Origin of the sequence: Pseudomonas sp. GV071 (assembly GCF_003050835.1) — a bacterium.
In the GTDB taxonomy this organism is placed as follows: Bacteria; Pseudomonadota; Gammaproteobacteria; order Pseudomonadales; family Pseudomonadaceae; genus Aquipseudomonas.
Genome location: NZ_QAOJ01000003.1, coordinates 185661 through 210175, shown reverse-complemented (window position 1 = coordinate 210175; position 24515 = coordinate 185661). Strand labels below are relative to the sequence as shown.

At 59.4% G+C, this 24515-nt stretch carries 29 protein-coding genes and 2 tRNA genes; 25 read left to right on the top strand and 6 right to left on the bottom strand.

What is annotated here, in order from left to right:
- Positions 1–151: 151 nt before the first annotated feature.
- Both C8K61_RS07530 and C8K61_RS07525 read right to left on the bottom strand, forming a co-directional pair.
- Positions 152–1219, bottom strand: a complete 1068-nt coding sequence (locus tag C8K61_RS07530) for a GGDEF domain-containing protein (RefSeq protein WP_108095588.1) — start codon at positions 1217–1219, stop codon at positions 152–154.
- 112 nt (positions 1220–1331) lie between these two features.
- Positions 1332–1802 (bottom strand): Dps family protein, encoded by a 471-nt coding sequence (locus tag C8K61_RS07525; protein WP_108095587.1) that lies wholly within the window; start codon positions 1800–1802, stop codon positions 1332–1334.
- A gap of 344 nt (positions 1803–2146) precedes the next feature.
- Here C8K61_RS07525 and C8K61_RS07520 point away from each other — a divergent pair, with 344 nt between their 5' ends.
- The 17 genes from C8K61_RS07520 (at position 2147) to nadA (ending at position 15610) form a co-directional block, all read left to right on the top strand.
- Entirely contained in the window at positions 2147–2368 is a 222-nt protein-coding gene (locus C8K61_RS07520) for an FmdB family zinc ribbon protein (RefSeq protein WP_108095586.1), read from the top strand.
- Positions 2369–2412: 44 nt separating this feature from the next.
- Positions 2413–4188 (top strand): aspartate--tRNA ligase, encoded by a 1776-nt coding sequence (aspS, locus tag C8K61_RS07515; RefSeq protein ID WP_108095585.1) that lies wholly within the window; start codon positions 2413–2415, stop codon positions 4186–4188.
- Between the two features lie 93 nt (positions 4189–4281).
- Positions 4282–5031, top strand: coding sequence for a YebC/PmpR family DNA-binding transcriptional regulator (locus C8K61_RS07510; RefSeq protein ID WP_108095584.1), 750 nt, complete (start codon positions 4282–4284; stop codon positions 5029–5031).
- 136 nt (positions 5032–5167) lie between these two features.
- Positions 5168–5692, top strand: coding sequence for a crossover junction endodeoxyribonuclease RuvC (gene ruvC, locus C8K61_RS07505; RefSeq protein WP_108095583.1), 525 nt, complete (start codon positions 5168–5170; stop codon positions 5690–5692).
- Positions 5693–5723: 31 nt separating this feature from the next.
- Entirely contained in the window at positions 5724–6329 is a 606-nt protein-coding gene (ruvA, locus tag C8K61_RS07500; protein ID WP_108095582.1) for a Holliday junction branch migration protein RuvA, read from the top strand.
- Positions 6330–7379 carry a Holliday junction branch migration DNA helicase RuvB gene (gene ruvB, locus C8K61_RS07495; protein ID WP_108095581.1) on the top strand — a complete coding sequence of 350 codons (1050 nt, stop codon included), beginning with the start codon at positions 6330–6332 and terminating at the stop codon, positions 7377–7379.
- Positions 7380–7499: 120 nt separating this feature from the next.
- Positions 7500–7949, top strand: coding sequence for a tol-pal system-associated acyl-CoA thioesterase (gene ybgC / locus C8K61_RS07490; RefSeq protein WP_108095580.1), 450 nt, complete (start codon positions 7500–7502; stop codon positions 7947–7949).
- A gap of 2 nt (positions 7950–7951) precedes the next feature.
- Positions 7952–8647, top strand: a complete 696-nt coding sequence (gene tolQ, locus C8K61_RS07485; RefSeq protein WP_108095579.1) for a protein TolQ — start codon at positions 7952–7954, stop codon at positions 8645–8647.
- A 41-nt stretch (positions 8648–8688) separates the two neighbouring features.
- Positions 8689–9141 carry a protein TolR gene (tolR, locus tag C8K61_RS07480; RefSeq protein ID WP_108095578.1) on the top strand — a complete coding sequence of 151 codons (453 nt, stop codon included), beginning with the start codon at positions 8689–8691 and terminating at the stop codon, positions 9139–9141.
- Positions 9141–10145 (top strand): cell envelope integrity protein TolA, encoded by a 1005-nt coding sequence (tolA, locus tag C8K61_RS07475; RefSeq protein ID WP_108095577.1) that lies wholly within the window; start codon positions 9141–9143, stop codon positions 10143–10145. Before tolR ends, tolA begins: the two co-directional genes overlap by 1 nt.
- A gap of 47 nt (positions 10146–10192) precedes the next feature.
- Complete coding sequence (tolB, locus tag C8K61_RS07470) at positions 10193–11443, top strand: Tol-Pal system beta propeller repeat protein TolB (RefSeq protein ID WP_218277805.1); 1251 nt, start codon at positions 10193–10195, stop codon at positions 11441–11443.
- A 52-nt stretch (positions 11444–11495) separates the two neighbouring features.
- Complete coding sequence (pal, locus tag C8K61_RS07465; RefSeq protein ID WP_108095575.1) at positions 11496–11993, top strand: peptidoglycan-associated lipoprotein Pal; 498 nt, start codon at positions 11496–11498, stop codon at positions 11991–11993.
- A gap of 6 nt (positions 11994–11999) precedes the next feature.
- On the top strand, positions 12000–12818 hold the full coding sequence (ybgF, locus tag C8K61_RS07460) for a tol-pal system protein YbgF (RefSeq protein WP_108095574.1): 819 nt from the start codon (positions 12000–12002) through the stop codon (positions 12816–12818).
- A gap of 118 nt (positions 12819–12936) precedes the next feature.
- Complete coding sequence (queE, locus tag C8K61_RS07455; protein WP_108095831.1) at positions 12937–13584, top strand: 7-carboxy-7-deazaguanine synthase QueE; 648 nt, start codon at positions 12937–12939, stop codon at positions 13582–13584.
- Between the two features lies 1 nt (position 13585).
- Positions 13586–14260: a 7-cyano-7-deazaguanine synthase QueC gene (queC, locus tag C8K61_RS07450; protein WP_108095573.1), complete on the top strand. Its 675-nt coding sequence runs from the start codon at positions 13586–13588 to the stop codon at positions 14258–14260.
- 54 nt (positions 14261–14314) lie between these two features.
- A tRNA-Lys gene (locus C8K61_RS07445) sits at positions 14315–14390 on the top strand.
- A 161-nt stretch (positions 14391–14551) separates the two neighbouring features.
- Positions 14552–15610 (top strand): quinolinate synthase NadA, encoded by a 1059-nt coding sequence (gene nadA, locus C8K61_RS07440; RefSeq protein WP_108095572.1) that lies wholly within the window; start codon positions 14552–14554, stop codon positions 15608–15610.
- A gap of 62 nt (positions 15611–15672) precedes the next feature.
- Here the strand turns inward: nadA and C8K61_RS07435 are convergent, their stop codons facing one another.
- Positions 15673–17106, bottom strand: coding sequence for a M48 family metalloprotease (locus C8K61_RS07435; RefSeq protein WP_108095571.1), 1434 nt, complete (start codon positions 17104–17106; stop codon positions 15673–15675).
- Positions 17107–17202: 96 nt separating this feature from the next.
- On the opposite strand from C8K61_RS07435, the gene C8K61_RS07430 reads away from it, so the two are divergent.
- Together C8K61_RS07430 and C8K61_RS07425 are read left to right on the top strand one after the other, a co-directional pair.
- On the top strand, positions 17203–17454 hold the full coding sequence (locus C8K61_RS07430; protein ID WP_108095570.1) for a sulfurtransferase TusA family protein: 252 nt from the start codon (positions 17203–17205) through the stop codon (positions 17452–17454).
- A 46-nt stretch (positions 17455–17500) separates the two neighbouring features.
- Positions 17501–18571, top strand: coding sequence for an AI-2E family transporter (locus tag C8K61_RS07425; protein ID WP_108095569.1), 1071 nt, complete (start codon positions 17501–17503; stop codon positions 18569–18571).
- 61 nt (positions 18572–18632) lie between these two features.
- Here the strand turns inward: C8K61_RS07425 and C8K61_RS07420 are convergent, their stop codons facing one another.
- Positions 18633–19106, bottom strand: coding sequence for a peroxiredoxin (locus tag C8K61_RS07420; RefSeq protein ID WP_108095568.1), 474 nt, complete (start codon positions 19104–19106; stop codon positions 18633–18635).
- A 10-nt stretch (positions 19107–19116) separates the two neighbouring features.
- Positions 19117–19677: a glycine cleavage system protein R gene (locus tag C8K61_RS07415; protein WP_108095567.1), complete on the bottom strand. Its 561-nt coding sequence runs from the start codon at positions 19675–19677 to the stop codon at positions 19117–19119.
- Positions 19678–19844: 167 nt separating this feature from the next.
- On the opposite strand from C8K61_RS07415, the gene dapA reads away from it, so the two are divergent.
- The 6 genes from dapA to C8K61_RS07385 all read left to right on the top strand — a co-directional run bounded on the left by dapA (position 19845) and on the right by C8K61_RS07385 (position 24132).
- Positions 19845–20723, top strand: a complete 879-nt coding sequence (dapA, locus tag C8K61_RS07410; RefSeq protein WP_108095566.1) for a 4-hydroxy-tetrahydrodipicolinate synthase — start codon at positions 19845–19847, stop codon at positions 20721–20723.
- A gap of 17 nt (positions 20724–20740) precedes the next feature.
- The gene (bamC, locus tag C8K61_RS07405) at positions 20741–21859 is read left to right on the top strand and encodes an outer membrane protein assembly factor BamC (protein WP_108095565.1); all 1119 of its coding nucleotides are present in this window, start codon (positions 20741–20743) and stop codon (positions 21857–21859) included.
- Between the two features lie 104 nt (positions 21860–21963).
- Positions 21964–22833, top strand: coding sequence for a phosphoribosylaminoimidazolesuccinocarboxamide synthase (locus C8K61_RS07400; protein WP_108095564.1), 870 nt, complete (start codon positions 21964–21966; stop codon positions 22831–22833).
- Positions 22834–22989: 156 nt separating this feature from the next.
- Positions 22990–23079, top strand: a tRNA-Ser gene (locus C8K61_RS07395).
- 422 nt (positions 23080–23501) lie between these two features.
- Positions 23502–23789 carry a hypothetical protein gene (locus tag C8K61_RS07390; RefSeq protein WP_108095563.1) on the top strand — a complete coding sequence of 96 codons (288 nt, stop codon included), beginning with the start codon at positions 23502–23504 and terminating at the stop codon, positions 23787–23789.
- A gap of 64 nt (positions 23790–23853) precedes the next feature.
- Positions 23854–24132, top strand: coding sequence for a hypothetical protein (locus C8K61_RS07385; protein WP_146174275.1), 279 nt, complete (start codon positions 23854–23856; stop codon positions 24130–24132).
- 72 nt (positions 24133–24204) lie between these two features.
- Here the strand turns inward: C8K61_RS07385 and C8K61_RS07380 are convergent, their stop codons facing one another.
- A complete protein-coding gene (locus C8K61_RS07380) occupies positions 24205–24492 on the bottom strand; it encodes a DUF3509 domain-containing protein (protein WP_108095561.1) in 288 nt (95 codons plus the stop codon).
- Positions 24493–24515: the final 23 nt, after the last annotated feature.

Genomic DNA, 24515 nt, shown 5'->3' with positions numbered 1-24515 from the left:
CTCACTTATAAGGATGGATCAGCAGAAGAGCTGGTTTGCGCGGGTTGCCGTAAATAAAAATCGGCCGCTACACGCGCCTCTCACCAGCCTATGCGCCGCTCGGGGCGGCAGCACGGGGGGTATTTAACAGGAAAGCGGAGGGCTACTCAAATCAAGCGCTTAGCGCAGGCTCGGGTAGGTGGGGGTGGACCTGATTGCGGCCACTGCGTTTGGCTTGGTAGAGGGCGTCGTCGGCTCGGGTGAGCAGACTCTCCAGGTTGTCGCCGGCCTCGGCCAGGGCCATGCCAAAGGACGCGGTGATGGTGTCGAGGATCTCGTCGGTGCGGCGCACCTTGACCCGCAGGGCCTGAATTTTCAGACGCAAGTGTTCGGAAAAGGCGTGTGCCGTTTCCAGGTCATGGCAGTCGCGCAGAATCACGCAGAACTCTTCGCCACCGTAGCGTGCCGCCATGGCGCGTGGCGGCAGCAGTTCGCGCAGCAGTTGGCCTACATGCTGCAGTACGCGGTCACCCAGGGGATGGCCGTACTGATCGTTGAATTGCTTGAAGTGGTCGATGTCCAGCATCACCAGCGCCACGCCTTGGTGGCCCTGGGCCAGAGTTTGCTCCAGCAGGCGGGTAAAGGCATGGCGGTTGAACACGTTGGTCAGGCTGTCCAGCGTAGCGGCCATGTGGGCGCGTTCGAGCTGGCCGCGCAGGTGGGAGATCTCCTCCTGAGCGCTGCGCAGGCGGTAAAGAAACTTTTCCTGTTGGTCCTGCATGATCTGGGTGCTTTGCTGCAGGTCGTTGAGTACGCTGGGCAGGTCGTCGATCATCGGCTCTTGCAGGGCGCTGAGGCCTTGGTTGAGGCTGTCCTGATAGGCCTTGCTGGTGGTCACGCTGTGGGAGATGCCGCCTTCGATATCGTCAACCAGTTCGATGACTTGCTGCTGGCCGGCGCGGGCTTCTTCCAGTTCGCCGCGAATGATGAAGTCGCGGAACAGTTTGGCGGCGGTTTCCGGGGGGAAACTATCGAAATCTTTGACCGCTTTGTCGAGGCGTCGATTGAGCTCCGGCTCCTGACCTTTGCTGTAGGTGTACCAGAGCGCGTAATGCATGGGGTTGGGCGGAATATCGTGGCGCATCATCAACGGTACGGCTTGTTTGAGCAGGTCCGCTGCCTCTCGGGTCTCCTCCGGGTAGAGACTTAAAATGCTGGGCGATTTCGGCGGCTGGCTCATTCGTCGTACAGGTTCAAACTATCGATTGCCAGAGCATAGAGCAGCAGTGCCGCTCGCGCCTAGCAAAAGGCCCGGTTTTGCGCCGGGCCTTTGTCATTTTTCCCGGCGCGGATTACACCGCCAGTAGGCTGCGCAGCATCCATGCGGTTTTTTCGTGCACTTGCATGCGTTGGGTCAGCAGGTCGGCGGTGGGCTCGTCGCTGACCTTGTCCAGTAGCGGGAAAATGCCGCGGGCGGTGCGTACCACCGCTTCCTGGCCCTGGACCAGTTGCTTGATCATGTCTTCAGCGGCCGGCACACCTTCTTCCTCTTTGATCGAGGACAGGCGCGAGTAGGCGGCGTAGGTGCCGGGTGCGGGGAAGCCAAGGGCGCGGATACGCTCGGCGATGCTGTCTACGGCCAGCGACAGTTCGGTGTATTGCCCCTCGAACATCAGGTGCAAGGTGTTGAACATCGGGCCGGTGACGTTCCAGTGGAAGTTGTGGGTTTTCAGGTACAGGGTGTAGGTGTCGGCGAGCAAGCGCGACAGGCCTTCGGCGATAGCGGCGCGGTCCTGTTCGGCAATACCGATGTTGATTTCCATGGCGTTTCTCCTTTTTTCAGTCTGATGAAGGCGGGCTAAAGCGATGGCTAGAGCCTAGCATGGGCCTTGGGGGGGATGTCGCGGGGCCTGGGTCAATAAATGCTATTGGGCAAATGCATAGCTGGCTTGCACGCCTGCGCTGTTATTGGCCTGGGTGTGGTCCGTCGCCTTTCGGGTCAATTGAGCGTTATTAGGCGTTGCCAGGCACGGTTTTTGGGTTTATTGCCAGGCGCGATCCGTCATATACTCCCGCACCTTGTTGCGAGGGGCCGCACCATGCGGATTCGCGGCACGGCCGGGCTAGCCCCGCGCTGATACAGCAGAACGCATGCCGAGATGAGCCAATGCCAATTTACGATTACCAATGCGCTTCCTGTGGCCATCAGATGGAAGCCATTCAGAAATTCAGCGATTCGCCTCTGGTCGATTGCCCGACCTGCAAGGCCCCCGAGTTGAAAAAGTTGCTGTCCATGCCGGGCTTTCGCCTGAAGGGCAGCGGCTGGTACGAAACCGATTTCAAGACCGGCGCTAAAAAGAACCTCGCTGGCGGCGACAAAGCCGATTAAGCAGCACACCGAATAGTCGAATTACGAGAAGCGAAACCACCATCATGATGCGCAGCCATTATTGCGGCCAATTGAACGAGAGCCTGGAAGGTCAGGAAATCACCCTTTGCGGTTGGGTTCATCGCCGCCGAGATCACGGCGGGGTGATTTTCCTCGACATTCGCGACCGTGAAGGTCTGGCCCAAGTGGTGTTCGATCCGGACCGCGCTGAAACCTTCGCCAAGGCTGACCGCGTGCGCAGCGAGTACGTGGTGAAGATCACCGGTAAGGTGCGTCTGCGCCCAGCCGGAGCCAACAACGCCAACATGGCTTCCGGCGCGATCGAAGTGCTGGGCTATGAGCTGGAAGTGCTCAACGAAGCGGAAACTCCGCCGTTCTCGCTCAACGAATACACCGACGTCGGTGAAGAAACCCGTCTGCGCTATCGCTTTATCGACCTGCGCCGTCCGGAAATGGCCGAGAAGCTGAAGCTGCGCTCGCGCGTCACCAGCAGCATTCGCCGCTACCTCGACGAAAACGGCTTCATCGACGTGGAAACGCCGATCCTTACCCGTGCTACGCCGGAAGGTGCCCGCGACTACCTGGTACCTAGCCGTACCCACCCCGGTAGCTTCTTCGCCCTGCCGCAATCGCCGCAGCTGTTCAAGCAACTGCTGATGGTGGCTGGCTTCGACCGTTACTACCAGATCGCCAAGTGCTTCCGCGACGAAGACCTGCGTGCTGACCGCCAGCCGGAATTCACCCAGATCGACATCGAGACCAGCTTCCTCGACGAAGACGACATCATCGCTATCACCGAGAAGATGATTCGCAAGCTGTTCAAAGAGGTATTGGACCTGGAGTTCGGCGAATTCCCGCACATGCCGTTCTCCGAGGCCATGAGCCGCTACGGTTCCGACAAACCAGACCTGCGTATTCCGCTGGAGCTGGTGGATGTTGCCGACCAGCTCAAAGACGTCGACTTCAAAGTGTTCAGCGGCCCGGCCAACGATCCGAAATGCCGCATTGCTGCCCTGCGTGTTCCTGGCGGTGGCGCCATGCCGCGCAAGCAGATCGATGACTACACCAAGTTCGTTGGCAACTACGGTGCCAAGGGCCTGGCGTACATCAAGGTCAACGAGCGCGCCAAAGGCGTTGAAGGCCTGCAGTCGCCGATCGTTAAAAACATTCCTGAAGCCAACCTCAACGTCATTCTTGACCGCGTAGGCGCTGTGGATGGCGACATCGTGTTCTTCGGTGCCGACAAGACCAAGATCGTCTGCGACGCCCTCGGCGCGCTGCGAATCAAGGTGGGTCACGACCTCAACCTGCTCACCTGTGAGTGGGCGCCGATGTGGGTCGTCGACTTCCCGATGTTCGAAGAAGCCGAAGACGGCAGCCTGAACTCGCTGCACCACCCGTTCACCTCGCCCAAGTGCACCCCGGCCGAGCTGGAAGCCAACCCGGCTGCCGCGCTGTCGCGCGCTTACGACATGGTGCTCAACGGTACCGAGTTGGGCGGCGGTTCGATCCGTATCCACGACAAGGGCATGCAGCAGACCGTGTTCCGCGTTCTGGGTATCAGCGAAGAAGAGCAGGAAGAGAAGTTCGGCTTCCTGCTGGACGCCCTCAAGTACGGCGCGCCACCCCATGGCGGCCTGGCCTTTGGCCTCGACCGTCTGGTGATGCTGATGACCGGTGCACAGTCGATTCGTGAAGTGATCGCCTTCCCGAAAACCCAGAGCGCCGCCGATGTCATGACGCAGGCACCGGGTGAGGTCGATCCTCGTCAGCTGCGTGATCTGCACATTCGTTTGCGCGAGCAGGTTAAAGCCGACTAAAAGCGCCGGCCTTCGGGCGAGCGTTTTTGCAGCGCCCCTTTCTCTGTTTGGAGTCAGGGGCGTTTTCAATTAAAGGACAGGACGGAGCGCGTTATGGCGGGTCATTCCAAATGGGCCAACATCAAGCATCGTAAAGGGCGTCAGGACGCCAAAAAGGGCAAGATTTTCACCAAGCTGATTCGCGAGCTCACCGTGGCGGCTAGCCAGGGCGGCGGTATTCCGGCGGACAATCCGCGCCTGCGTCTGGCAGTGGACAAGGCCCTGGGGGCCAACATGACCCGCGACACCATCGACCGCGCCATCGCGCGCGGCGTCGGTGCGGATGACGGCACCAAGGTTGAAGAGTTGAGCTATGAGGGTTACGCGCCCAATGGCGTGGCCGTGATCGTCGAAGCCATGACTGACAACCGCAACCGTACCGCTGCTGCTGTGCGCCACGCCTTCACCAAGTGCGGCGGCAACCTGGGCACTGATGGTTCTGTGGCTTATATGTTCGACCGTAAGGGCCAGATCAGCTTTGCCCCTGGGGTGAACGAAGACGCCTTGATGGAGGCGGCGCTGGAAGCCGGTGCGGATGACGTGGTCACCCACGAAGACGGCTCTATCGACGTGTTCACCAGTTTCGTCGACTTTATTTCGGTGAACGAGGCGCTCAACAAAGCGGGTTTCAAAGGTGATGAAGCAGAGATCAGCATGATCCCGTCGATCACTGTCGAACTGACCGAGCTGGAAACGGCGCAGAAGGTGCTCAAGCTGATCGATATGCTCGAAGACCTGGACGACGTGCAGAACGTGTATTTCAACGGTGAAATTCCGGAAGAGATCATGGAGCAGGTAGGTTAAGGATTTGCCGAGACTATCGCGGCTGAAGCCGCTCCTACGGAGTGCGCGGTCTTTGTAGCAGCGGCTTCAGCCGCGATACCGTCAGCACATTCCTATATGCTGGCCCCTTTCTTTTATTGCTCCAGTTGCAGGTGTTATGACCCTTATTCTCGGTATCGACCCCGGTTCGCGGATCACTGGTTACGGCGTGGTGCGCGATATCGGTCGTGGCTGTGAGTATGTGGCTTCAGGCTGCATTCGCACTGGCGCGGGCGAGTTATCCGAGCGCTTGCAGATTGTGTTTCGCGGCGTGCGTGAGGTGATCGAAACCTACGGGCCGGTGACCATGGGCATCGAAAAAGTGTTTATGGCCAAGAACGCCGACTCAGCGCTCAAGCTCGGCCAGGCCCGTGGTGCGGCGATTGTCGCGGCCGCCGAGCACGGCCTGGAGATCGCCGAATACACCGCCACCCAGGTCAAGCAGGCGATTGCCGGCACCGGCGGGGCGGACAAGCAGCAGGTGCAGATGATGGTGATGCACCTGCTCAAGCTGACGCAAAAACCACAGATCGATGCCTCCGACGCCCTGGCAATTGCCTTGTGTCATGCCCACACTCGCTCCAGCCTGATTCCTCACGGCCTGGTGGGCGCCCGCAGTCGCGGCGGGCGCTTGCGTCTGTGATGGCGGCCTTCTTTATTAAGGAACTGATTTCGTGATTGGACGCTTGCGTGGGACCTTGCTGGAAAAGCAGCCGCCGCACCTTATCGTCGATGTGAATGGCCTGGGCTACGAGCTGGAAGTGCCGATGACCACGCTGTATCGCCTGCCCTCGGTCGGTGAGCCAGTGACGCTGCATACCCACCTGGTGGTGCGCGAAGATGCTCACTTGCTGTTTGGTTTCGCCGAAAAGCGCGAGCGCGAGCTGTTTCGCGAGCTGATCCGCCTCAATGGCGTGGGTCCGAAGTTGGCGTTGGCGCTGATGTCCGGCCTGGAAGTGGACGAGTTGGTTCGTGCTGTTCAGGCGCAAGATACCTCAGCGCTTACCCGGGTTCCGGGGGTCGGCAAGAAGACCGCCGAACGCCTGCTGGTGGAGCTCAAAGACCGCTTCAAGGCGTGGGAAACCGTACCGGGCATCGCCACCTTTGTGACTGAACCTCGTGCCGGTGGCACAGTCTCAAGTGCGGAGAATGACGCCGTGAGCGCCCTGATTTCCTTGGGCTTCAAGCCGCAAGAGGCAAGCCGCGCGGTTTCTGCCGTACAGGAAGATGGCTTGAGCAGTGAAGAATTGATCCGTCGTTCATTGAAAGGAATGGTTTAAGTGATAGACGCCGACCGCCTGATCACCGCCTCAGGCCGTGACCGCGATGAACAACTGGACCGCGCCATTCGGCCGCTGCGTCTGGCTGAGTACATCGGGCAGCCGAAAGTGCGTGAGCAGATGGAACTGTTTATTCAGGCGGCTCGTGGCCGCCAGGAATCGCTTGATCACACCCTGATCTTCGGCCCGCCTGGCCTGGGTAAAACCACCCTGGCCAATATCATTGCGCAGGAAATGGGCGTTTCGATCAAAAGCACTTCGGGCCCGGTGCTTGAGCGCCCAGGCGACTTGGCGGCAATGCTGACCAACCTCGAACCTGGCGATGTGCTGTTCATTGATGAGATTCATCGCCTGTCGCCCATCGTCGAAGAAGTGCTGTACCCGGCGATGGAAGATTTCCAGCTCGACATCATGATTGGCGAGGGGCCGGCCGCCCGTTCGATCAAACTTGATCTGCCGCCGTTCACCCTGGTCGGTGCGACCACGCGCGCCGGCATGCTGACCAACCCGCTGCGTGACCGCTTCGGCATCGTCCAGCGTCTGGAGTTCTACAGCACGGCCGATCTGGCCACCATCGTGCAGCGCTCCGCTGGCATTCTCGGTTTACCGCTGGACCCGGAAGGTGCGTTCGAGATCGCCCGTCGTGCCCGTGGTACCCCGCGAATCGCCAACCGCCTGCTGCGCCGTGTGCGCGACTTTGCTGAAGTGCGTGCCCAGGGCCATATCACCCGCGCCATCGCCGACCTGGCGTTGAACCTGCTGGATGTCGACGAACACGGCTTCGATCACCAGGACCGGCGTTTGCTGTTGACCATGATCGAGAAGTTTGACGGTGGTCCGGTGGGCGTCGACAGCCTGGCCGCGGCCATCAGCGAAGAGCGCCACACCATTGAAGACGTGCTCGAACCGTACCTGATTCAACAGGGCTACATCATGCGTACGCCACGTGGGCGGGTGGTGACCCGGCATGCGTATCTGCACTTCGGCCTGAATGTGCCCAAGCGCATGGGCGACTTGCCGCAGACCGATATGTTTACGTTGGATGAGTAACTTTACGTTCGTATGCTTCATCTGATCAGCAGCCCTGTGCAGGGTTGGCAGCAGATGATGCATCTGGACAAAAAACAGTTGGTTTGCCCGATTGGCAACCTGGGGAGTAAGCACTAGAGTATGCGCGCGCAAAATGGGCTTGAGCCGTTCACGCATCGCTGTCGGGTTTACTACGAAGACACCGATGCCGGCGGCATCGTTTATTACGTCAATTACCTTAAATTCATGGAGCGGGCTCGTACCGAACGGCTACGTGACCTGGGCTTTGCTCAGTCGCAGCTGGCGGGGGAGATGCTGTTTGTCGTGCATTCCAGCGAAGCGCGTTACCACGTGCCGGCGCGTCTGGACGATGAGTTGTTAGTCAGCGCCGAAGTGATCGAATTAAACCGTGCCAGCCTGCGCTTTCGTCAACAGGTCAGGCGGGCTACGGATAAAACGCTGCTCTGTGAAGGGCAGTTCCTGGTGGCCTGTGTGCGCGCCGACAGTTTGAAACCCCGGGCCATTCCCGAAGCGTTGCGTATCGCCTTTGCAGGCGCAAGCGACGCGGGTACATCTAAAGCAGGAGATTAAGCGTGGAAGCCACCGTCGTCGACCATACCTCTATGTGGAGCCTGATCAGCAACGCCAGCATCGTGGTACAGCTGGTCATGCTGGTTCTTGTAGGCGCATCGGTAACCTCATGGATCATGATCTTTCAGAAAAGCACCATGATCCGTGCGGCGCGCCGTTCGCTCGAGACATTCGAGGAGCGTTTCTGGTCGGGTATCGACCTGTCCAAGCTTTACCGCCAGGCCGGCGCCAACCCGGACCCGGATTCGGGCGTTGAGCAGATCTTTCGCGGCGGTTTCAAAGAGTTCTCGCGCCTGCGTCAGCAGCCGGGTGTGGATCCGGACGCGGTCATGGACGGCGTCAACCGTGCCATGCGCGTGGCAATTTCCCGTGAAGAAGAGAAGCTCGAGCAGAGCCTGCCGTTCCTCGCCACCGTCGGTTCTACCAGCCCGTACATTGGTCTGTTCGGTACCGTGTGGGGGATCATGAACTCCTTCCGTGGCCTGGCATCTGCCCAACAAGCGACCTTGGCCACTGTGGCCCCGGGTATTGCCGAAGCGTTGATCGCCACGGCGATCGGCCTGTTCGCCGCCATCCCGGCGGTCATCGCCTACAACCGCTTTGCCGCTCGTGGCGAAACCCTGATCGGCCGTTACTACACCTTCGCCGATGAATTCCAAGCCATCCTGCACCGTAAAGTGCACACCAGCGACGAGTAAGCCGCTGGTTTTACTGAAGGCTTTAGGAAAGGTTTTAACTCATGGCACGTATTCGTAAGAGACGTAAACCAGTCGCCGAAATGAACGTGGTGCCCTACATCGACGTGATGTTGGTGCTGCTGGTGATTTTCATGGTGACTGCCCCGATGCTCAACCAGGGCGTCAAGGTGGACTTGCCCAAGGTATCCAGCGATGCCTTGCCGCAAGACAACAACACCCAGGTGCTGACCATCTCGATCAAAGCCGACAAGACCTACTACTGGAACCTTGGCAGCGAAGTGGACACCGACAAGCAGCAGGCCAAAGCCCTGACGCTAGCGGAAATGACCACCGCCGTGACCGCGATCATGAACCAGAGCCGCGCCCAGGGTAAGCAGACGCAAGTGTTTATCCGTGCCGATAAAGTGGTCGACTACGGTGCCGTGATGGCGGCCATGGGCGGTCTGCAGCAAGCCGGTGTGGGTAACGTCGGCCTGATTACCGAGGCGCCCTAATGCAGGAACGCGAGCGCTCCTCATCGGAAGGCTTTTTCTGGCCAAGTATCTGGGCAATAGGGCTGCACGTCCTGTTGTTCGGCATGCTGTTTGTCAGCTTTGCTTTTACGCCGGAGCTGCCACCCGCTAAACCCATTGTTCAGGCTACGCTCTACGAGCTGAAATCGAAGAGCCCGGCGACCGTGCAGACCAACCAGAAAATTGCCGGCGAAGCGAAAAAAACCGCTGCCAAGCAATACGAGGTTGAGCAGCTGGAAGCCAAGAAAGTCGAGCAAGAGAAGGTGAAGGCGGCGGAACAAAAGAAAGCCGACGAAGCTCAAAAAGCCGAAGCGGCCGAGCAGGAGCAGGCTGAAGCGGCCAAAGCGGCCGAGGCCAAGAAAGCCGAAGAAGCGAAGAAGGTCGAGGAAAAGAAACTCGCCGATATCGCCAAGAAGAAAACCGAAGAAGAACAGAAGAAAGCTGAAGAAGAGGCGAAGAAGAAAGCCGAAGCCGAGGCGAAGAAAAAAGCTGCAGAAGACGCCAAGAAAAAGGCGGCTGATGCTGCCAAGAAAGCGACTGAGAAGAAAAAGGCAGAAGCGGAAGCCGTTAAGAAAAAGGCTGCCGAGGCTGCGCGCAAGTCGGCTGAGGACAAGAAGGCGCAGGCATTGGCCGAGCTGTTGTCCGACACCACCGAGCGCGAGGCGACCACCGCTGATGAAGTGGGCGATACCGTCTCCGGCAACTTCGATGACCTGATTCGTATGCGTGCTTCCGAGGTGTGGACACGTCCACCTGGCGCTCGTAATGGCATGGCGGTGGTTCTGCAGATCACCATGCTGCCCGACGGCACCATCACCAGCGCGACGATTGCCAAGTCCAGCGGCAACGCGCCGTTCGACAACTCGGCTGTAGCCGCAGTGAAAAATATTGGGCGTTTAGTAGAAATGCAGGGTCTGAGTCCTACCGACTTCAACCCCTATCGTTCATTCAAGATGACCTTCAAACCTGAGGATCTAGATTTGTGATCAACATTCTTCGCGGATTGCTAGTAGTCCTTTGTTGCGCTGCGGGAATGGCGGCAGCAGAGGAAAAAAACATTCTGGTAGGCACCGGTTCCGACCGTGCCATCCCGATTGCCGTGGTTCCATTCGGCTGGCAGGGCGGCACCGTTCTGCCTGAGGATATTTCCGATATCGTCGGCAAGGACCTGCGCAACTCCGGTACGTTCGAGCCGATCCCCCGTCAGAACATGATCAGCCTGCCAACGCAGGCCAGCGAAGTGATCTACCGCGACTGGAAAGCCCTCGGCGCCCAGTACGTGCTGGTCGGTAACATCGTGCCTAACGGCGGCCGGTTGCAGATCCAGTTCGCGCTGTTCAACGTGGCCACCGAGCAGCAGGTATTTACCGGCAGCGTGGGCGGTACCACTGACCAACTGCGCGACATGTCGCACTACATCGCTGACCAGGCGTTCGAAAAACTCACCGGCATCAAGGGCGCGTTTTCCACCCAGATGCTGTACGTGACTGCAGAGCGCTTCTCCGCCAGCAACACCCGTTACACCTTGCAGCGCTCGGACTATGACGGCGCCCGCGCAGTGACCCTGCTGCAATCGCGTGAGCCGATTCTGTCGCCGCGTTTTGCCAGCGACGGCAAGCGCATTGCCTATGTGTCGTTCGAACAGAAGCGTCCGCGTATCTTCATCCAGCACATCGACACCGGTCGCCGCGAGCAGATCACCAACTTCGAAGGCCTCAATGGTGCCCCGGCGTTCTCGCCCGATGGCAGCAAGCTGGCGTTCGTACTGTCGCGTGATGGCAACCCGGAAATCTACGTGATGGATCTGGGCAGCCGGCAGATGACCCGTGTGACCAATCACTATGCAATTGATACCGAACCCTTCTGGGGCAAGGACGGTCAGACTATTTACTTCACATCGGACCGTGCCGGGAAACCGCAGGTCTATAAAACCAATATTGCCGGCGGTGCAGTGGATCGGGTGACCTTTGTAGGTAACTACAACGCCAACCCCAAACTGTCTGCTGACGAGAAGACGTTGGTGATGATTCACCGTCAGGACGGTTTCACCAATTTCAAAGTGGCTGCGCAGGACTTGCAGACTTCGCGTTTGCGGATTCTTTCAGATACCAATCTGGATGAGTCGCCTACTGTCGCGCCCAACGGCACCATGGTAATCTACGCCACCCGCCAGCAGGGCCGTGGAGTCTTGATTCTTGCCTCCATTAATGGACGCGTAAAACTCCCGATTCCAACCGCGCAAGGCGAAATCCGAGAGCCATCCTGGTCGCCTTTCCTGAACTGATGCGGCGCTGCACCAATTACTTAACACACTGGGGTTCATTAGGAGTTTTACTATGGAAATGTTGAAATTCGGTAAGTTCGCTGCACTGGCTCTGTCCATGGCTGTAGCTGTAGGTTGCTCCTCCAAAGGCGGCGACAACGCTGGCGAAGGCGCTGTTGATCCAAACGCTGGCTACAACGCCAACAACAGCGGTGTAGACGGCAACCTGAGCGAAGAAGCTGCTCTGCGCGCTATCACCACCTTCTACTTCGAATACGACAGCTCGGACCTGAAGCCAGAAGCCATGCGCGCTCTGGACGTTCACGCCAAAGACCTGAAAGGCAATGGCGCTCGCGTCGTTCTGGAAGGCAACACCGACGAACGCGGCACCCGTGAGTACAACATGGCTCTGGGCGAGCGTCGTGCGAAAGCCGTTCAGCGCTACCTGGTTCTGCAAGGCGTTTCCCCAGCTCAGCTGGAACTGGTTTCCTACGGTGAAGAGCGTCCAGTTGCTACCGGCAACGACGAGCAATCCTGGGCTCAAAACCGTCGCGTTGAACTGCGTAAGTAATTCGACATGCGAACGTGCCGTCGTGCTCTGACTATATTGACTCTCAGCCTGCCGCTTGCGGCCTGGGCTGCGGTTCCGGTGGAAGACAGCAACGCCAGCGATGGCGGTGGTAGTTATCCACCTGCAGGTTATGGCACGACCGGCGCCTATGCAGGGGGAGGGGTTACGGCCCCTGCCTCGGCACAGGGCGAGCTGTTCATGCAGCTGCAACAAATGCAAGACGAACTAGGCCGTTTGCGCGGCATGGTCGAGGAGCAACAGAACGAAATTCAGCGCCTGAAACAAGAAGGCCTGGAGCGTTACCAAGACCTCGACAGACGTATAGCCGGCGGCGCCACTGGTGCTCCTGCCGCTACTCCAGATTCCAGCAATGCCGGTGCAGTCAATGCCGGTGCTGCTCCCGTGCAGCCAGCAGCGCAACAGCCTGCGGCGAGCACTGAGCCGGGTGATCCGGCGAAGGAAAAGCTCTATTACGATGCTGCCTTCGATCTGATCAAAGCTAAAGATTTCGACAAGGCCAGTCAGGCCTTTAGCGCCTTCCTGCGCAAATACCCACAGAGCCAATACGCCGGCAACGCGCAGTACTGGTTGGGTGAGGTGAACCTGACCAAGGGCGACCTGCAAGGCGCCGGGCAAGCCTTTGCCAAGGTCAGCCAGCTGTATCCGACCCACAACAAGGTGCCGGATTCGCTGTACAAGCTGGCCGATGTCGAGCAGCGCCTCGGTCACACCGACAAAGCCAAAGGCATTTTGCAGCAGGTAATTGCCCAGTATCCGGGCAGCTCGGCCGCCCAACTGGCCCAGCGTGATCTGCAACGCCTGTAAAGCCTGACCCGCTGTTCAATAAAACCCGCGCCTGTCGCGGGTTTTTTCGTTAGAATCGCCGCCCCAATTCCCGCAACGGAGGCGGATGGCCTGTTTCGCCGTCACGCCCGTGGCCGATATGCAAAAAAACCTGCGCATTACCGAGATTTTTTACTCGTTGCAGGGTGAGACGCGCACTGCCGGTTTACCGACAGTGTTCGTGCGCCTGACTGGCTGCCCTCTGCGCTGCCAATACTGCGACACCGCCTACGCCTTCAGTGGCGGCGAAATCATGTCCCTGGACGCCATTGTTGAGCAAATCGCGGCCTACAAGCCGCGCTACGTTTGCGTTACCGGTGGTGAGCCGCTGGCCCAGCCCAACTGCATTCCTCTGCTCGAGCGCCTGTGCGATGCCGGCTTCGAGGTGTCGCTGGAAACCAGCGGCGCCCTCGATGTGTCGGCGGTCGATCCTCGTGTGAGCAAGGTGGTCGATCTGAAGACACCGGGCTCTGCCGAAATGGCGCGCAACCGCTACGAGAACATCGAGTTCCTGACCCCTAACGATCAGGTCAAGTTCGTCATCTGTTCGCGTGAAGACTACGACTGGTCGGTGTCCAAACTGATCCAATACGGCCTGCAGAATCGTGCCGGAGAAGTGCTGTTTTCGCCTAGTCATCAGCAAGTAGATGCTCGTGCTTTGGCCGACTGGATCGTCGCCGATAACTTGCCGGTGCGCTTGCAGTTGCAACTGCACAAGATTCTTTGGAACGACCAGCCGGGACACTGATATGACTGATAAAAAAGCGGTAATTCTGCTCTCCGGCGGCCTCGACTCCGCCACCGTAGTCGCCATGGCCAAGGCCGACGGCTACGCCTGCTACACCATCAGTTTCGACTATGGTCAACGCCATCGCTCCGAGCTGCAGGCCGCAGAGCGTGTGGCTCAGCAGTTGGGTGTAGCCGAGCACAAAGTGATCGGCTTGAACCTCAACGGTATGGGCGGTTCGGCCCTCACCGACAGCAGCATCGCGGTGCCGGAAACGCCAGGCGAAGGCATTCCGGTGACCTACGTGCCGGCGCGCAATACGGTGTTTCTGTCGCTCGCTTTGGGCTGGGCCGAAGTGCTGGGCGCGCGGGATATCTTTATCGGTGTAAACGCTGTGGATTATTCCGGATACCCCGATTGCCGTCCCGAGTTCGTCGATGCGTTCGAGCGCATGGCCAACCTTGCCACCAAGGCTGGCGTGGAAGGGCAGGGCTTTCGCATTCAGGCGCCGCTGCAGTTTCTAAGCAAGGCGCAGATCGTCCAGGCGGGCATGGCCGAGGGCGTGGACTACGGCCTGACCGTTTCCTGCTACCAGGCCGATGACGATGGTCGTGCCTGTGGCAAATGCGACAGCTGCCGCCTGCGCGCGGCCGGTTTCTCTGAAGCGGGTGTGAAAGACCCTACCCGTTATTTCTAAATCTTTACCGCATGCTGTTGATTTTATGAATTAAATCAGTATTATGCACACCGCGGGTCGTTAGCTCAGTTGGTAGAGCAGTTGGCTTTTAACCAATTGGTCGTAGGTTCGAGTCCCACACGACCCACCATATTTCCTTCGTAAGAAGGAGCGGAAACCCGGAATGCTCAGCAGTGAGTGTTCCGGGTTTTTTCGTTTCTGACGTATCAGATTTCTCCCTTCGGCGACGTTTGCACTCAGTTCAGGCGGGTATACTGCGCGGCACTGAAAGCATATTCAGAGCCTGATGACATGACCCAGATTTCCGAGCGCCTGCTGGTCCAGGCGCACCTCGATGCCAAACAACCCAAGCCCCTTTCGCCTGAAGAAGAAACTCGCCTGCGCGCAGAAATTGCCGCCGAGCTGAAGGCCCAAGATGCGGTTCTGGTTGCCCACTACTACTGCGACCCGGTGATTCAGGCGTTGGCCGAAGAAACCGGCGGTTGCGTCTCTGACTCCCTGGAAATGGCCCGTTTCGGCAATCAGCACTCGGCGAAAACCGTGCTGGTGGCCGGCGTCAAATTCATGGGCGAGACGGCCAAAATCCTTAACCCGGAAAAGCGCGTGCTGATGCCGACCCTGGAGGCGACCTGCTCGCTGGACCTCGGTTGCCCGGTCGACGAATTTTCCGCGTTCTGCGATCAGCACCCGGAGCGCACGGTGGTGGTTTACGCCAACACCTCAGCCGCCGTCAAAGCCCGCGCTGACTGGGTCGTGACTTCCAGTTGCGCGCTGGAAATCGTCGAAAGCCTGATGGATAACGGCGAGAAAATTATCTGGGCACCGGACAAGCACTTGGGCCGCTACATCCAGAAGCAGACTGGCGCCGACATGCTGCTCTGGGACGGTGCCTGCATCGTCCACGAGGAGTTCAAGTCCAAGCAACTCGAAGACATGAAGGCGCTGTACCCGGACGCCGCGATTCTGGTGCACCCGGAGTCGCCGGAGTCGGTGATCGACTTGGCCGATGCCGTGGGTTCCACCAGCCAGTTGATCAAAGCGGCGCAGACGCTGCCCAACTCGACTTTTATCGTCGCCACCGACCGCGGCATTTTCTACAAGATGCAGCAGCTGTGTCCGGACAAGATCTTTGTCGAGGCACCGACTGCGGGTAACGGCGCGGCTTGCCGCAGTTGCGCGCACTGCCCGTGGATGGCGATGAATACGCTGGAGCGTACGCTGCAATGCCTGCGTGAAGGCAGCAATGAGATTTTCGTTGATTCGGCTTTGATTCCGCAGGCGCTGAAGCCGCTGAAACGCATGTTGGACTTCACCCAGGCTGCGCGGTTGAAGGTGGCGGGTAACGCCTGATCAATTGTCTAAGCAGCAATCGCGGCTGACCGGTCCGGCGCACCGGTCAGCCGCGATGTTTTTTAACGCATCAACTGCTTGATCATGCGCTGCTGCTCCATGATCTCTTTTTGCCGCGCATCGATTTTCGACGCCAGTGGGAAGTTGTTGATGGCGCGGCGCTTGGCAAAGTCGAGCTGTTCCAGGGCTTGATCGAAGTCCGCCATCAGGGCGAAGTATTCGGCGCGGGCTTGATGCAGGCCAATGATGTCGCCCGCCTGGCCGCGAACCTCGGCTACCTGGTACCAGATATCCGGATCGTTGGGGCGTGCTTTCAGCAGCTCTTCCAGGGCCTTCTGTGCCTGTGGTGCCTGGTTCTGCTTGAGCAGCATGTCGATGCGGCTCTGCTGCAGCGGGTAGTTGTCGGGGAACTGGGCGAGCATTTTGTCGACCCGTTGCTTGGCATCCGGCAGGCGGTTATTGGTGATGTCCAGTTCCACTTGCGCCAAGTTGTAGGTGACGTTGTTCGGGTCTTTCTTCAGCAGTTGCGCCAGGCTGTCGCGAGCTTCATTGAGCTGGCCGCTTTTTACTTGTGCCAGCGCCAGGCCGTAGCGCGCGGCGTCCATACCGGGGTCGTCCTGGAGCATGGCGCGGAAGCGTTTGGCGGAGATGCCTGGGGTCTCTTCGAACGTCAGTTGCACGCGGGCACGCATCAGTTGGTACTGCAGCGTATCTTCGCGGCCGCCCTGGCCATATTGCTCGGCGCGGTTGCGGGTGTCGGCAATCCGCGACTCGGTCACCGGGTGAGTCAGCAAGAATTCTGGCGGGCGTTTGTCGTAGCGGTACTGGCGAGCCATGCGTTCGAACATGTTGGGCATCGCGCGTGGGTCGTAGCCGGCACGCTCGAGGTTGACCACGCCAACGCGGTCAGCCTCTTGCTCGTTCTGCCGGGAGAAGCGCAACTGGTTCTGAATGGCCGCGGCCTGGGTGCCCATGATGGTCGCCATGCCGACGTCGCCGGCGCCGGCCGCTGCGGCAATGATGCCGGCGAGCATCGCTGCCATCACCGGAATCTGCATCTGCTGCTGGGCCTGTAGGCCGCGGGCGTAGTGGCGTTGAATCAAGTGGCCCAGTTCGTGCGCCAGTACTGCGGCGTATTCGGCCTCGGTCTGCGCATACAGGAACAGGCCGCCGTTGACCCCGATCACCCCGCCAGGTGCGGCGAAGGCGTTGATTTGTGGGTCCTTGATCAGGATGAACACCAGGCGGTGGTCATGCAGGTCGCTGGTTTCGGCCAGCTTGTACACGCTGCTTTCGACGAACTCCTTCAACTGCGGGTCGTTCAGCTGCGGCACCTGGCTGCGCACCAGGCTCAACCAGGCACGGCCCAGTTGAAACTCCTGCTCGGGAGAGACAATCGAGGAGCTGGAATCGCCCAGCGAGGGCAGGTCATCGGCGATAGCGGGAGCGGCGAGCAACACGGCAAGCGACAGCAGAGTAGGGCGCAGAAGATTCATGCACGAAGCTCTTGGTGGCAAAGTCTCTACTGTAGCCGCCATGGCGGTCGGCTGACCACCTCGGTATCCTAAACAACCGATTTGGAGCCCGATTTGATGACTGATGTTGTGGTGTGGGATGGGCAGGCTGCCGCTGAGGTCGATGCCAGCGGTTTGAATTGTCCGTTGCCGCTGTTGAAAGCCAAGCTTGAGCTCAATCGTCTGGCCAGTGGCGCAGTGCTCAAAGTGACCGCCACTGACGCTGGTTCGCAGCGCGACTTTCGCGCGTTCGCCACCCTGGCTGGCCATACCTTGCTGCGCGAAGAATCCGAGGCTGGGGTTTATCGTTATTGGCTTCGCAAGGCCTAGCTCATACAAAGCAGGCGCGCCTGGCGCCTGCCGTTAAGGAATTCTGATGTTCAAGGTCTTACGCAACTGGGTGCAGCGCTACTTCTCCGATGAGGAGGCGGTGGTGCTGACCGTGCTGTTGGTGTTGGCCTTCGCTGCATTGCTGACGCTGGGTGGCATGTTGGCGCCGGTGTTGGCCGGGCTGGTGTTGGCGTTTCTGATGCAAGGGTTGGTGCGCACCCTTCAGCGCTTGCGAGTACCGCAGGTGCTGGCGGTGTGGCTGGTGTTTGCCTGCTTTATCGGCCTGCTGGCGGTGTGCTTGCTGATGTTGGTGCCGCTGCTCTGGCAGCAACTCATTGCGTTGTTCAACGAACTGCCGGGCATGTTGGGCAAATGGCAGTCGCTGCTGCTGTTGCTGCCGGAGCGTTATCCGCAGTTGGTGTCCGATGAGCAAGTGCTGCACGTGATCGAGGTGGTGCGCAATGAAATCGGCAGCTTCGGGCAACTGGCGCTGACCTTTTCCCTGTCGAGCCTGCCGCTGTTGGTCAACGCCATGATCTACCTGGTGTTGGTGCCGATTCTGGTGTTCTTCTTTCTCAAGGACGGTGCGCTGATTGGCCGCTGGCTGCGCAGCTACCTGCCGCGCGAGCGCACCCTGATAACGCGGGTGGCGCGGGAGATGAACCAGCAGATCGCCAATTACATTCGCGGCAAGGTCATCGAGATTCTGATTTGCGGCGGCGCCACCTACGTGGCCTTCATTGCCCTTGGGCTCAACTATGCGGCGCTACTGGCGTTGCTGGTGGGGTTCTCGGTGGTGGTGCCCTATGTCGGCGCGGTGGTGGTGACTGTGCCGGTGGCGCTGATCGCGCTGTTCCAGTGGGGCTGGGGTGATCAGTTCATCTACCTGATGGCGGTGTACGGCATTATCCAGGCGCTGGATGGCAATGTGCTGGTGCCGCTGTTGTTCGCCGAAGCGGTGAACCTGCACCCGGTGGTGATCATCTGTGCGGTGCTGCTATTTGGCGGCATGTGGGGCTTCTGGGGGATCTTCTTTGCCATTCCCCTGGCAACGCTCTGCAAAGCGCTGCTGGATGCCTGGCCACGTCAGGAGCCGGTGGTGGCGCCGTTGATGTAAGACGGCGGTAGCGCGCATAAAAAAGCCCGGCACTTGGCCGGGCTTTTTATTGGTCGATGAGTCAGCCCTTGTTCAGCGCTTGGGCGGCAGCCAGAACGGCGTCGACATGCCCCGGCACTTTTACGCCACGCCATTCCTGGCGCAGCACGCCGTTGGCATCGATGAGAAAGGTGCTGCGGTCCACGCCCAGGTATTCCTTTCCGTACAGTTTTTTCAGCTTGATCACATCGAACAGCTGGCACAGCGCTTCGTCTTTATCCGAAAGCAGCTCAAACGGGAATTCTTGCTTGCACTTGAAGTTCTCGTGGGACTTCAGGCTGTCGCGCGACACGCCGAACACCTCGGTGTTGGCCGCCTTGAACGCTGCGTACTGGTCACGAAAGCCTTGGCCTTCAGTGGTGCAGCCGGGCGTGCTGTCTTTGGGGTAGAAATAAATCACCACCTGCTGGCCTTTGAGCGCCGAGAGGGTGATTTGCTTGCCGCTGGTAGCCGGCACAGTGAAGTCGGCGACGGCCTGGTCGAGAGAAGCGCTCATGCTGTTTTCCTTATGCCGGCGTTTGTGGGCGCCACGGTTCGATCAGGGCGTCCAGGTTCAGTGCATCGGCAAAGTCGAGGAACTGATCGCGCAGCCAGCTGATCTGGGTGCCGGCTGGCAGGGTGACGGTCAGGGTGGCGTTGAGCATGGTGCCGCCGGTTTGCGGTGCCAGGTAGGTATCGCAGGTGAGGTTTTCCAGCTCGACATTATGGTCGATGAAGAACTGGCACAGCTCATTGAGGATGTCCGGGCGGTACACCGAGCTTACGTATGCCACATAGGGCAACGCCTGCGGGCGGATTTCTGCGGCGGCGCTGCGCACCACGCTGACGGTAAAGGCATGTTTTTTCGACAGCGACGGCAGGCTGGTTTCCAGGCGCGCCAGGGCGTCCCAGTTGCCCGATACCTGAACCACCAGCGCGCTGTACTCGCCGTGGCGGCTCAGACGCGTGCTGACCACGGCGCAACGGTTCTCGTGGCTGGTGCGGCAGAGAATGTTGGTCAGTTCCATCGGGTTGGTGCCAAGGGCGCTGATGACGAGGAATTGTTCGCGGACGATGGGGGTGGACATGCAGCATTCCTAAAGCGATGAGCGGTCGGCAGGTCAACTGTCGATCAAAGCCGGAAGGTTAGCGAAAACTGTCGCTGAGGGGAATGCTCATAGCGCGGTACTTCGCTTGTGCAAGGCAGGTGGCGCCAGTACCATTACGGCTCTCTTTTTCCGGCAGGAGCGGTTGCATGATTGCGGGCAGTATGGTGGCACTGGTCACGCCTATGGATGCGCAGGGTCGTCTTGATTGGGACGCGCTGAGCAAGCTGGTGGACTTCCACCTGCAAGAAGGCACCAACGCCATTGTCGCGGTCGGCACCACGGGTGAGTCGGCGACCTTGGATGTTAATGAACATATCGAAGTGATTCGCCGCGTGGTGGACCAGGTCGCCGGTCGTATTCCGGTGATTGCTGGTACCGGTGCGAACTCCACCCGTGAGGCGGTCGAGCTGACGACTAACGCCAAAACCGCCGGCGCCGACGCCTGCCTGCTGGTGACCCCGTACTACAACAAGCCGACCCAGGAAGGCTTGTACCAGCATTTCCGCCACATCGCCGAAGCCGTGGCCATCCCGCAGATTCTCTACAACGTTCCTGGCCGCACCGTATGCGACATGCTGCCGGAAACCGTTGAGCGTCTGTCGAAGATCAGCAACATCGTCGGCATCAAAGAAGCCACCGGTGACCTGCAGCGCGGCCAAGAAGTACTCGACCGCGTCGACAGCGACTTCCTGGTGTACTCGGGTGACGACGCCACTGCCGTCGAGCTGATGCTGATGGGCGGCAAGGGCAATATTTCCGTGACTGCCAACGTTGCACCGCGCGCCATGAGCGAGCTGTGCGCGGCGGCGATGGCCGGCGATGCCGTGACAGCCCGGGCGATCAATGATCGTCTGATGCCGCTGCACAAAACGCTGTTCATCGAGTCCAACCCGATCCCGGTGAAATGGGCCCTGCAGGAAATGGGTTTGATGGTGGAAGGCATTCGCCTGCCACTGACCTGGCTCAGTCCGCGTTGTCATGAACCGCTGCGTCAGGCCCTGCGCCAGTCCGGCGTATTGGTTTAATTGAGGAAGCACTACGCATGAAGCGACTGGCCGGACTTTCTGCCCTTGCCGTAATCATTTCCAGCACCAGCGGTTGCGGGTGGCTGTGGGGTGAAGATGGTTATTTCCGTGATCGTGGCAGTGATTACCTGACGCAACACCAGAGCCCGGCGATGCAAGTGCCGCAGGGCTATGACGTGAAACCGCTCGACCCGCTGCTGCCGGTGCCGCGTAACGTGGCTGACTCCACTGTGCAGGGCGAATACGAAGTACCGCGCCCACAACCGCTGGCGGCAGTAGCCGACTCCAGCGAGTTCAGCCTGCAGAAGAGCGGCGACAGCCGTTGGCTGGTCGCTCAGCGTCCACCGGCTGAAGTCTGGCCAGTGGCTCACCAGTTCTTCGAAGATAACGGCTTCCGCATCAGCGAAGATCGTCCGCAAACCGGCGAGTTCAGCACTGACTGGCAGCGTTTCGAAGAGTTGTCGGCACCCATGGCTCGTCGTTTGAGCGGCCGTGTTGCTGATGTCGACCCGAAAAGCGAAACCCGCGTTCGTGTGCGTATCGAGCCAGGCGTGCAGCGCAACACCAGTGAGATCTATGTGGTCAGCGCCGCGCGCCCGGCCGACAGCACTGCTGATGTCGCGTTCCCGAGCAAATCGACCAACGCCAGCCTCGACGCTGCGCTGCTCGACGAAATGCTCGCGAGCATGGCGCGTAGCGCCGAGCAGGGTGGTTCGGTGTCTCTGTTGGCCGCCCGCGACTTCGACGCGCCAAGCCGCGTCAGCCTGACCGAAGACGGCAACAACAACCCGGTACTGAACCTGGGTGCTGATTTCGATCGTGCCTGGTCCAGCGTCGGCCGTTCGCTGGAGACCGCCAACGTGCGCGTCGACGACCTCAACCGCAGCCTGGGTGTGTATTACATCAACCTGGCCGAAGGCGCTGAGACCAAGGACAAAGAGCCTGGCTTCTTCAGTCGTCTGTGGAGCAGCGAGCCGACCAAGGAAGAGATCGATGCCCGTGCCGAGCGTTATCAGGTACGCCTGACCAAGGCGGCGGACAGCGTGCAAGTCACCGTGGAAAAAGACCTCAATACCGTAGCGCCGGCCGAAGTGGCCCGCCGCGTATTGGCCTTGATCCAGGAAAACCTGGGCTGATTGAGTGCTGGCCGTTTCGGTCAGCACCTGGCTTCAGTCGCAAAATCGATAGGCGAAACCACTGTGGTTTCGCCTGTTTCGTTTAATAAAGGCGGAAATTTTCCATGACCACTCCCTCCACCTTGAGCTTGAAGAAAATCTACTCCGGCAAGGTTCGTGATCTGTACGAGATCGACGCCAAGCGCATGCTGATGGTCGCCACCGATCGTCTTTCCGCGTTCGACGTGATCCTCGCCGAGCCGATTCCGGACAAGGGCAAGATCCTCACCGCGATCTCCAACTTCTGGTTCGACAAGCTGGCCGACGTGGTGCCCAACCACTTCACTGGCGACCGCGTGGAAGACGTCGTGCCGGCCGCCGAATTGCCACTGGTGGAAGGCCGCGCGGTAGTCGCCAAGCGCCTGCAGCCGATCGCTGTGGAAGCCATCGTGCGTGGCTACATCGTCGGTTCGGGCTGGAAGGAATACCAGAAGAGCGGCACCGTCTGCGGCATTCAATTGCCGGCCGGGTTGAAGGAAGCCTCGAAGCTGGCACAGCCGATCTTCACCCCGTCGACCAAAGCGGCCGTGGGTGATCACGACGAAAACATTTCCTACGAGCAGTGCGAAGCGGTGATCGGCAAAGAGCTGGCCGCTAAGGTCCGCGACACCGCCATCGCTCTCTATAGTGCGGCGGTGGAATATGCGGCCACCCGCGGCATCATCATCGCCGACACCAAGTTCGAATTCGGCCTGGATGAAGACGGCACGCTGACCCTGATGGACGAAGTGCTGACCCCGGACTCCAGCCGTTTCTGGCCGGTGGAAAGCTACGTGGAAGGCAAGAACCCACCGAGCTTCGACAAACAGTTCGTGCGTGACTGGCTGGAATCCACCGGCTGGAACAAAGAGCCACCAGCCCCGGCAGTGCCCGCCGACGTCGCGCAGAAAACCGCCGACAAGTACCGCGAAGCGCTGACCAAGCTGACCGCTTGATCGCCACCAGGTGTTAAGCGAGAGAGCGGCTTCGGCCGCTCTTTTGCGTTATCCCGCAAGGCCGCATTCGATCCGCGCAAGCATCTGAATGCATGTGAAAAAATTCGATTTTTGGGTTTCACCAAGGGCGATTGAGCTGTTATCATGCGCGCCGCTGGGGAGATGCCGGAGTGGCCGAACGGGACGGATTCGAAATCCGTTGTGTTAGCGATAGCACCTAGGGTTCGAATCCCTATTTCCCCGCCATTATTCAAAGGCTCCAGACGTGAAAGCGTCTGGGGCCTTTTTTATTGCCTGCAGAAAAGCTATCGGGCCGCCGAGTCGCTTTTCCTGCGAGAGAATTCTCCTGTCCCAGCTCCTGCCTATCGAACCAATCGCCCCTTTTCTGCGCATTTGTAAATGGCTGGATCAGGGTGGGACGAGTGGGCTCAGTATCGTTTTTCATACAGTGCGCAATGCGTTGTATCCACCCTCGTCTTTAGCAGATACTGCGCCTGGAATTATTTTCACCTCGGTGTTGCATCGGCTCAGGAATGGGCTACTGAGAGGTGGAGCGGTGCTAGGGATGGCAATAACAACAACGTGGCATGGGCCCTCTAGAGGCGCAGCCCGGAGCAGAACCGTAATTGCATCCAGAAACTGAAACAGGCGCCGCATAAGGACTCTGTATGAAGCGTCTTTTGATACTGCTGACTGTACTGGCGATTGCCGGTTGTTCATCGGCCCCTACGGTGCACAAGAAGTACGGTAAGAAAGCAGGTTTGCACATTAGTTGTTCGGGGTTGAGTTCGTCGTGGGAAGACTGCTTGAGCGAGGCCGCGAAAAATTGCGGCAGCGACGGGTACAAGGTCTTGGCGAAGTCGGGCGTGGGGGAGGGGGACTACGATGAGAACTACCCCTTCGGTTTGAACCCGGATGGCTTCTCCAGCCGCAATATGATCGTGCTGTGCCGTTAGTTTTTCTGCCACCATCAGGGGCCACTACGTTGGCCCCGCTGTCTGAGTGCTCGAAGGTATGAATATGGCTAGGTGGATTACGGCGGTACTGTTGGCGGCCCTGGCGGGCTGCGCGACGGTTAATGAAACCATCACCAAGGATGGCAGCGAAGCGTTGAGCATCGACTGCTCCGGGCAGGCGCTGAAGTGGCAGCACTGCTACGAGAAAGCCATGCAGAGTTGTCCGAGTGGCTATGACGTGGTCGGCAAGAAAGGCCGCGCCGACGCCGCTCCCGATGATCGCGTGTTGGGGCTCGAGCCTGGTGACTATGCCGGTCGCAGCCTGACGGTTACCTGCAAGTAGGCCGTCATTGAGCAATAAAAAAACCGGAGCCTGTGGGTAACAGGCTCCGGTTTTTTTTGCCTTGGCAAATCGTCAGGCGGGTATGTAGCTCATCACCCCGGCGTTTTCTACCAACTGCTTTCTGATCTCCGAGGAGAGCGAGCCGGCGCGTACGCAGAGTTCGCGACGCACGCCTTCTACCACTTGGCCGAACACTTCGGCGCTGACCACTTCGTCTGAGCTGATGACGCGGCTATAGGCCATTTCATCATTGCTGTCAGCGAGGGTGAGCACCACGCTGCCATCGGGGCGACGCTGACCCAGAGAGGGGCGCAGCGGGTGGAAGGCTTTCTCGAGCAGGTCGAAATTAACATGACGCATATCAGCGCTCCGTCGCGAGTGAG

What these genes read in the sequence shown, in the direction of transcription:
- C8K61_RS07530 (WP_108095588.1), bottom strand. Translation starts at nt 1,219, where the DNA reads ATGAGCCAGCCGCCGAAATCGCCCAGCATTTTAAGTCTCTACCCGGAG.
- C8K61_RS07525 (WP_108095587.1), bottom strand. Translation starts at nt 1,802, where the DNA reads ATGGAAATCAACATCGGTATTGCCGAACAGGACCGCGCCGCTATCGCC.
- C8K61_RS07520 (WP_108095586.1), top strand. Translation starts at nt 2,147, where the DNA reads ATGCCAATTTACGATTACCAATGCGCTTCCTGTGGCCATCAGATGGAA.
- aspS (WP_108095585.1), top strand. Translation starts at nt 2,413, where the DNA reads ATGATGCGCAGCCATTATTGCGGCCAATTGAACGAGAGCCTGGAAGGT.
- C8K61_RS07510 (WP_108095584.1), top strand. Translation starts at nt 4,282, where the DNA reads ATGGCGGGTCATTCCAAATGGGCCAACATCAAGCATCGTAAAGGGCGT.
- ruvC (WP_108095583.1), top strand. Translation starts at nt 5,168, where the DNA reads ATGACCCTTATTCTCGGTATCGACCCCGGTTCGCGGATCACTGGTTAC.
- ybgC (WP_108095580.1), top strand. Translation starts at nt 7,500, where the DNA reads ATGCGCGCGCAAAATGGGCTTGAGCCGTTCACGCATCGCTGTCGGGTT.
- tolR (WP_108095578.1), top strand. Translation starts at nt 8,689, where the DNA reads ATGGCACGTATTCGTAAGAGACGTAAACCAGTCGCCGAAATGAACGTG.
- tolA (WP_108095577.1), top strand. Translation starts at nt 9,141, where the DNA reads ATGCAGGAACGCGAGCGCTCCTCATCGGAAGGCTTTTTCTGGCCAAGT.
- tolB (WP_218277805.1), top strand. Translation starts at nt 10,193, where the DNA reads ATGGCGGCAGCAGAGGAAAAAAACATTCTGGTAGGCACCGGTTCCGAC.
- pal (WP_108095575.1), top strand. Translation starts at nt 11,496, where the DNA reads ATGGAAATGTTGAAATTCGGTAAGTTCGCTGCACTGGCTCTGTCCATG.
- ybgF (WP_108095574.1), top strand. Translation starts at nt 12,000, where the DNA reads ATGCGAACGTGCCGTCGTGCTCTGACTATATTGACTCTCAGCCTGCCG.
- queE (WP_108095831.1), top strand. Translation starts at nt 12,937, where the DNA reads ATGCAAAAAAACCTGCGCATTACCGAGATTTTTTACTCGTTGCAGGGT.
- queC (WP_108095573.1), top strand. Translation starts at nt 13,586, where the DNA reads ATGACTGATAAAAAAGCGGTAATTCTGCTCTCCGGCGGCCTCGACTCC.
- nadA (WP_108095572.1), top strand. Translation starts at nt 14,552, where the DNA reads ATGACCCAGATTTCCGAGCGCCTGCTGGTCCAGGCGCACCTCGATGCC.
- C8K61_RS07435 (WP_108095571.1), bottom strand. Translation starts at nt 17,106, where the DNA reads ATGAATCTTCTGCGCCCTACTCTGCTGTCGCTTGCCGTGTTGCTCGCC.
- C8K61_RS07430 (WP_108095570.1), top strand. Translation starts at nt 17,203, where the DNA reads ATGACTGATGTTGTGGTGTGGGATGGGCAGGCTGCCGCTGAGGTCGAT.
- C8K61_RS07425 (WP_108095569.1), top strand. Translation starts at nt 17,501, where the DNA reads ATGTTCAAGGTCTTACGCAACTGGGTGCAGCGCTACTTCTCCGATGAG.
- C8K61_RS07420 (WP_108095568.1), bottom strand. Translation starts at nt 19,106, where the DNA reads ATGAGCGCTTCTCTCGACCAGGCCGTCGCCGACTTCACTGTGCCGGCT.
- C8K61_RS07415 (WP_108095567.1), bottom strand. Translation starts at nt 19,677, where the DNA reads ATGTCCACCCCCATCGTCCGCGAACAATTCCTCGTCATCAGCGCCCTT.
- dapA (WP_108095566.1), top strand. Translation starts at nt 19,845, where the DNA reads ATGATTGCGGGCAGTATGGTGGCACTGGTCACGCCTATGGATGCGCAG.
- bamC (WP_108095565.1), top strand. Translation starts at nt 20,741, where the DNA reads ATGAAGCGACTGGCCGGACTTTCTGCCCTTGCCGTAATCATTTCCAGC.
- C8K61_RS07400 (WP_108095564.1), top strand. Translation starts at nt 21,964, where the DNA reads ATGACCACTCCCTCCACCTTGAGCTTGAAGAAAATCTACTCCGGCAAG.
- C8K61_RS07390 (WP_108095563.1), top strand. Translation starts at nt 23,502, where the DNA reads ATGAAGCGTCTTTTGATACTGCTGACTGTACTGGCGATTGCCGGTTGT.
- C8K61_RS07385 (WP_146174275.1), top strand. Translation starts at nt 23,854, where the DNA reads ATGGCTAGGTGGATTACGGCGGTACTGTTGGCGGCCCTGGCGGGCTGC.
- C8K61_RS07380 (WP_108095561.1), bottom strand. Translation starts at nt 24,492, where the DNA reads ATGCGTCATGTTAATTTCGACCTGCTCGAGAAAGCCTTCCACCCGCTG.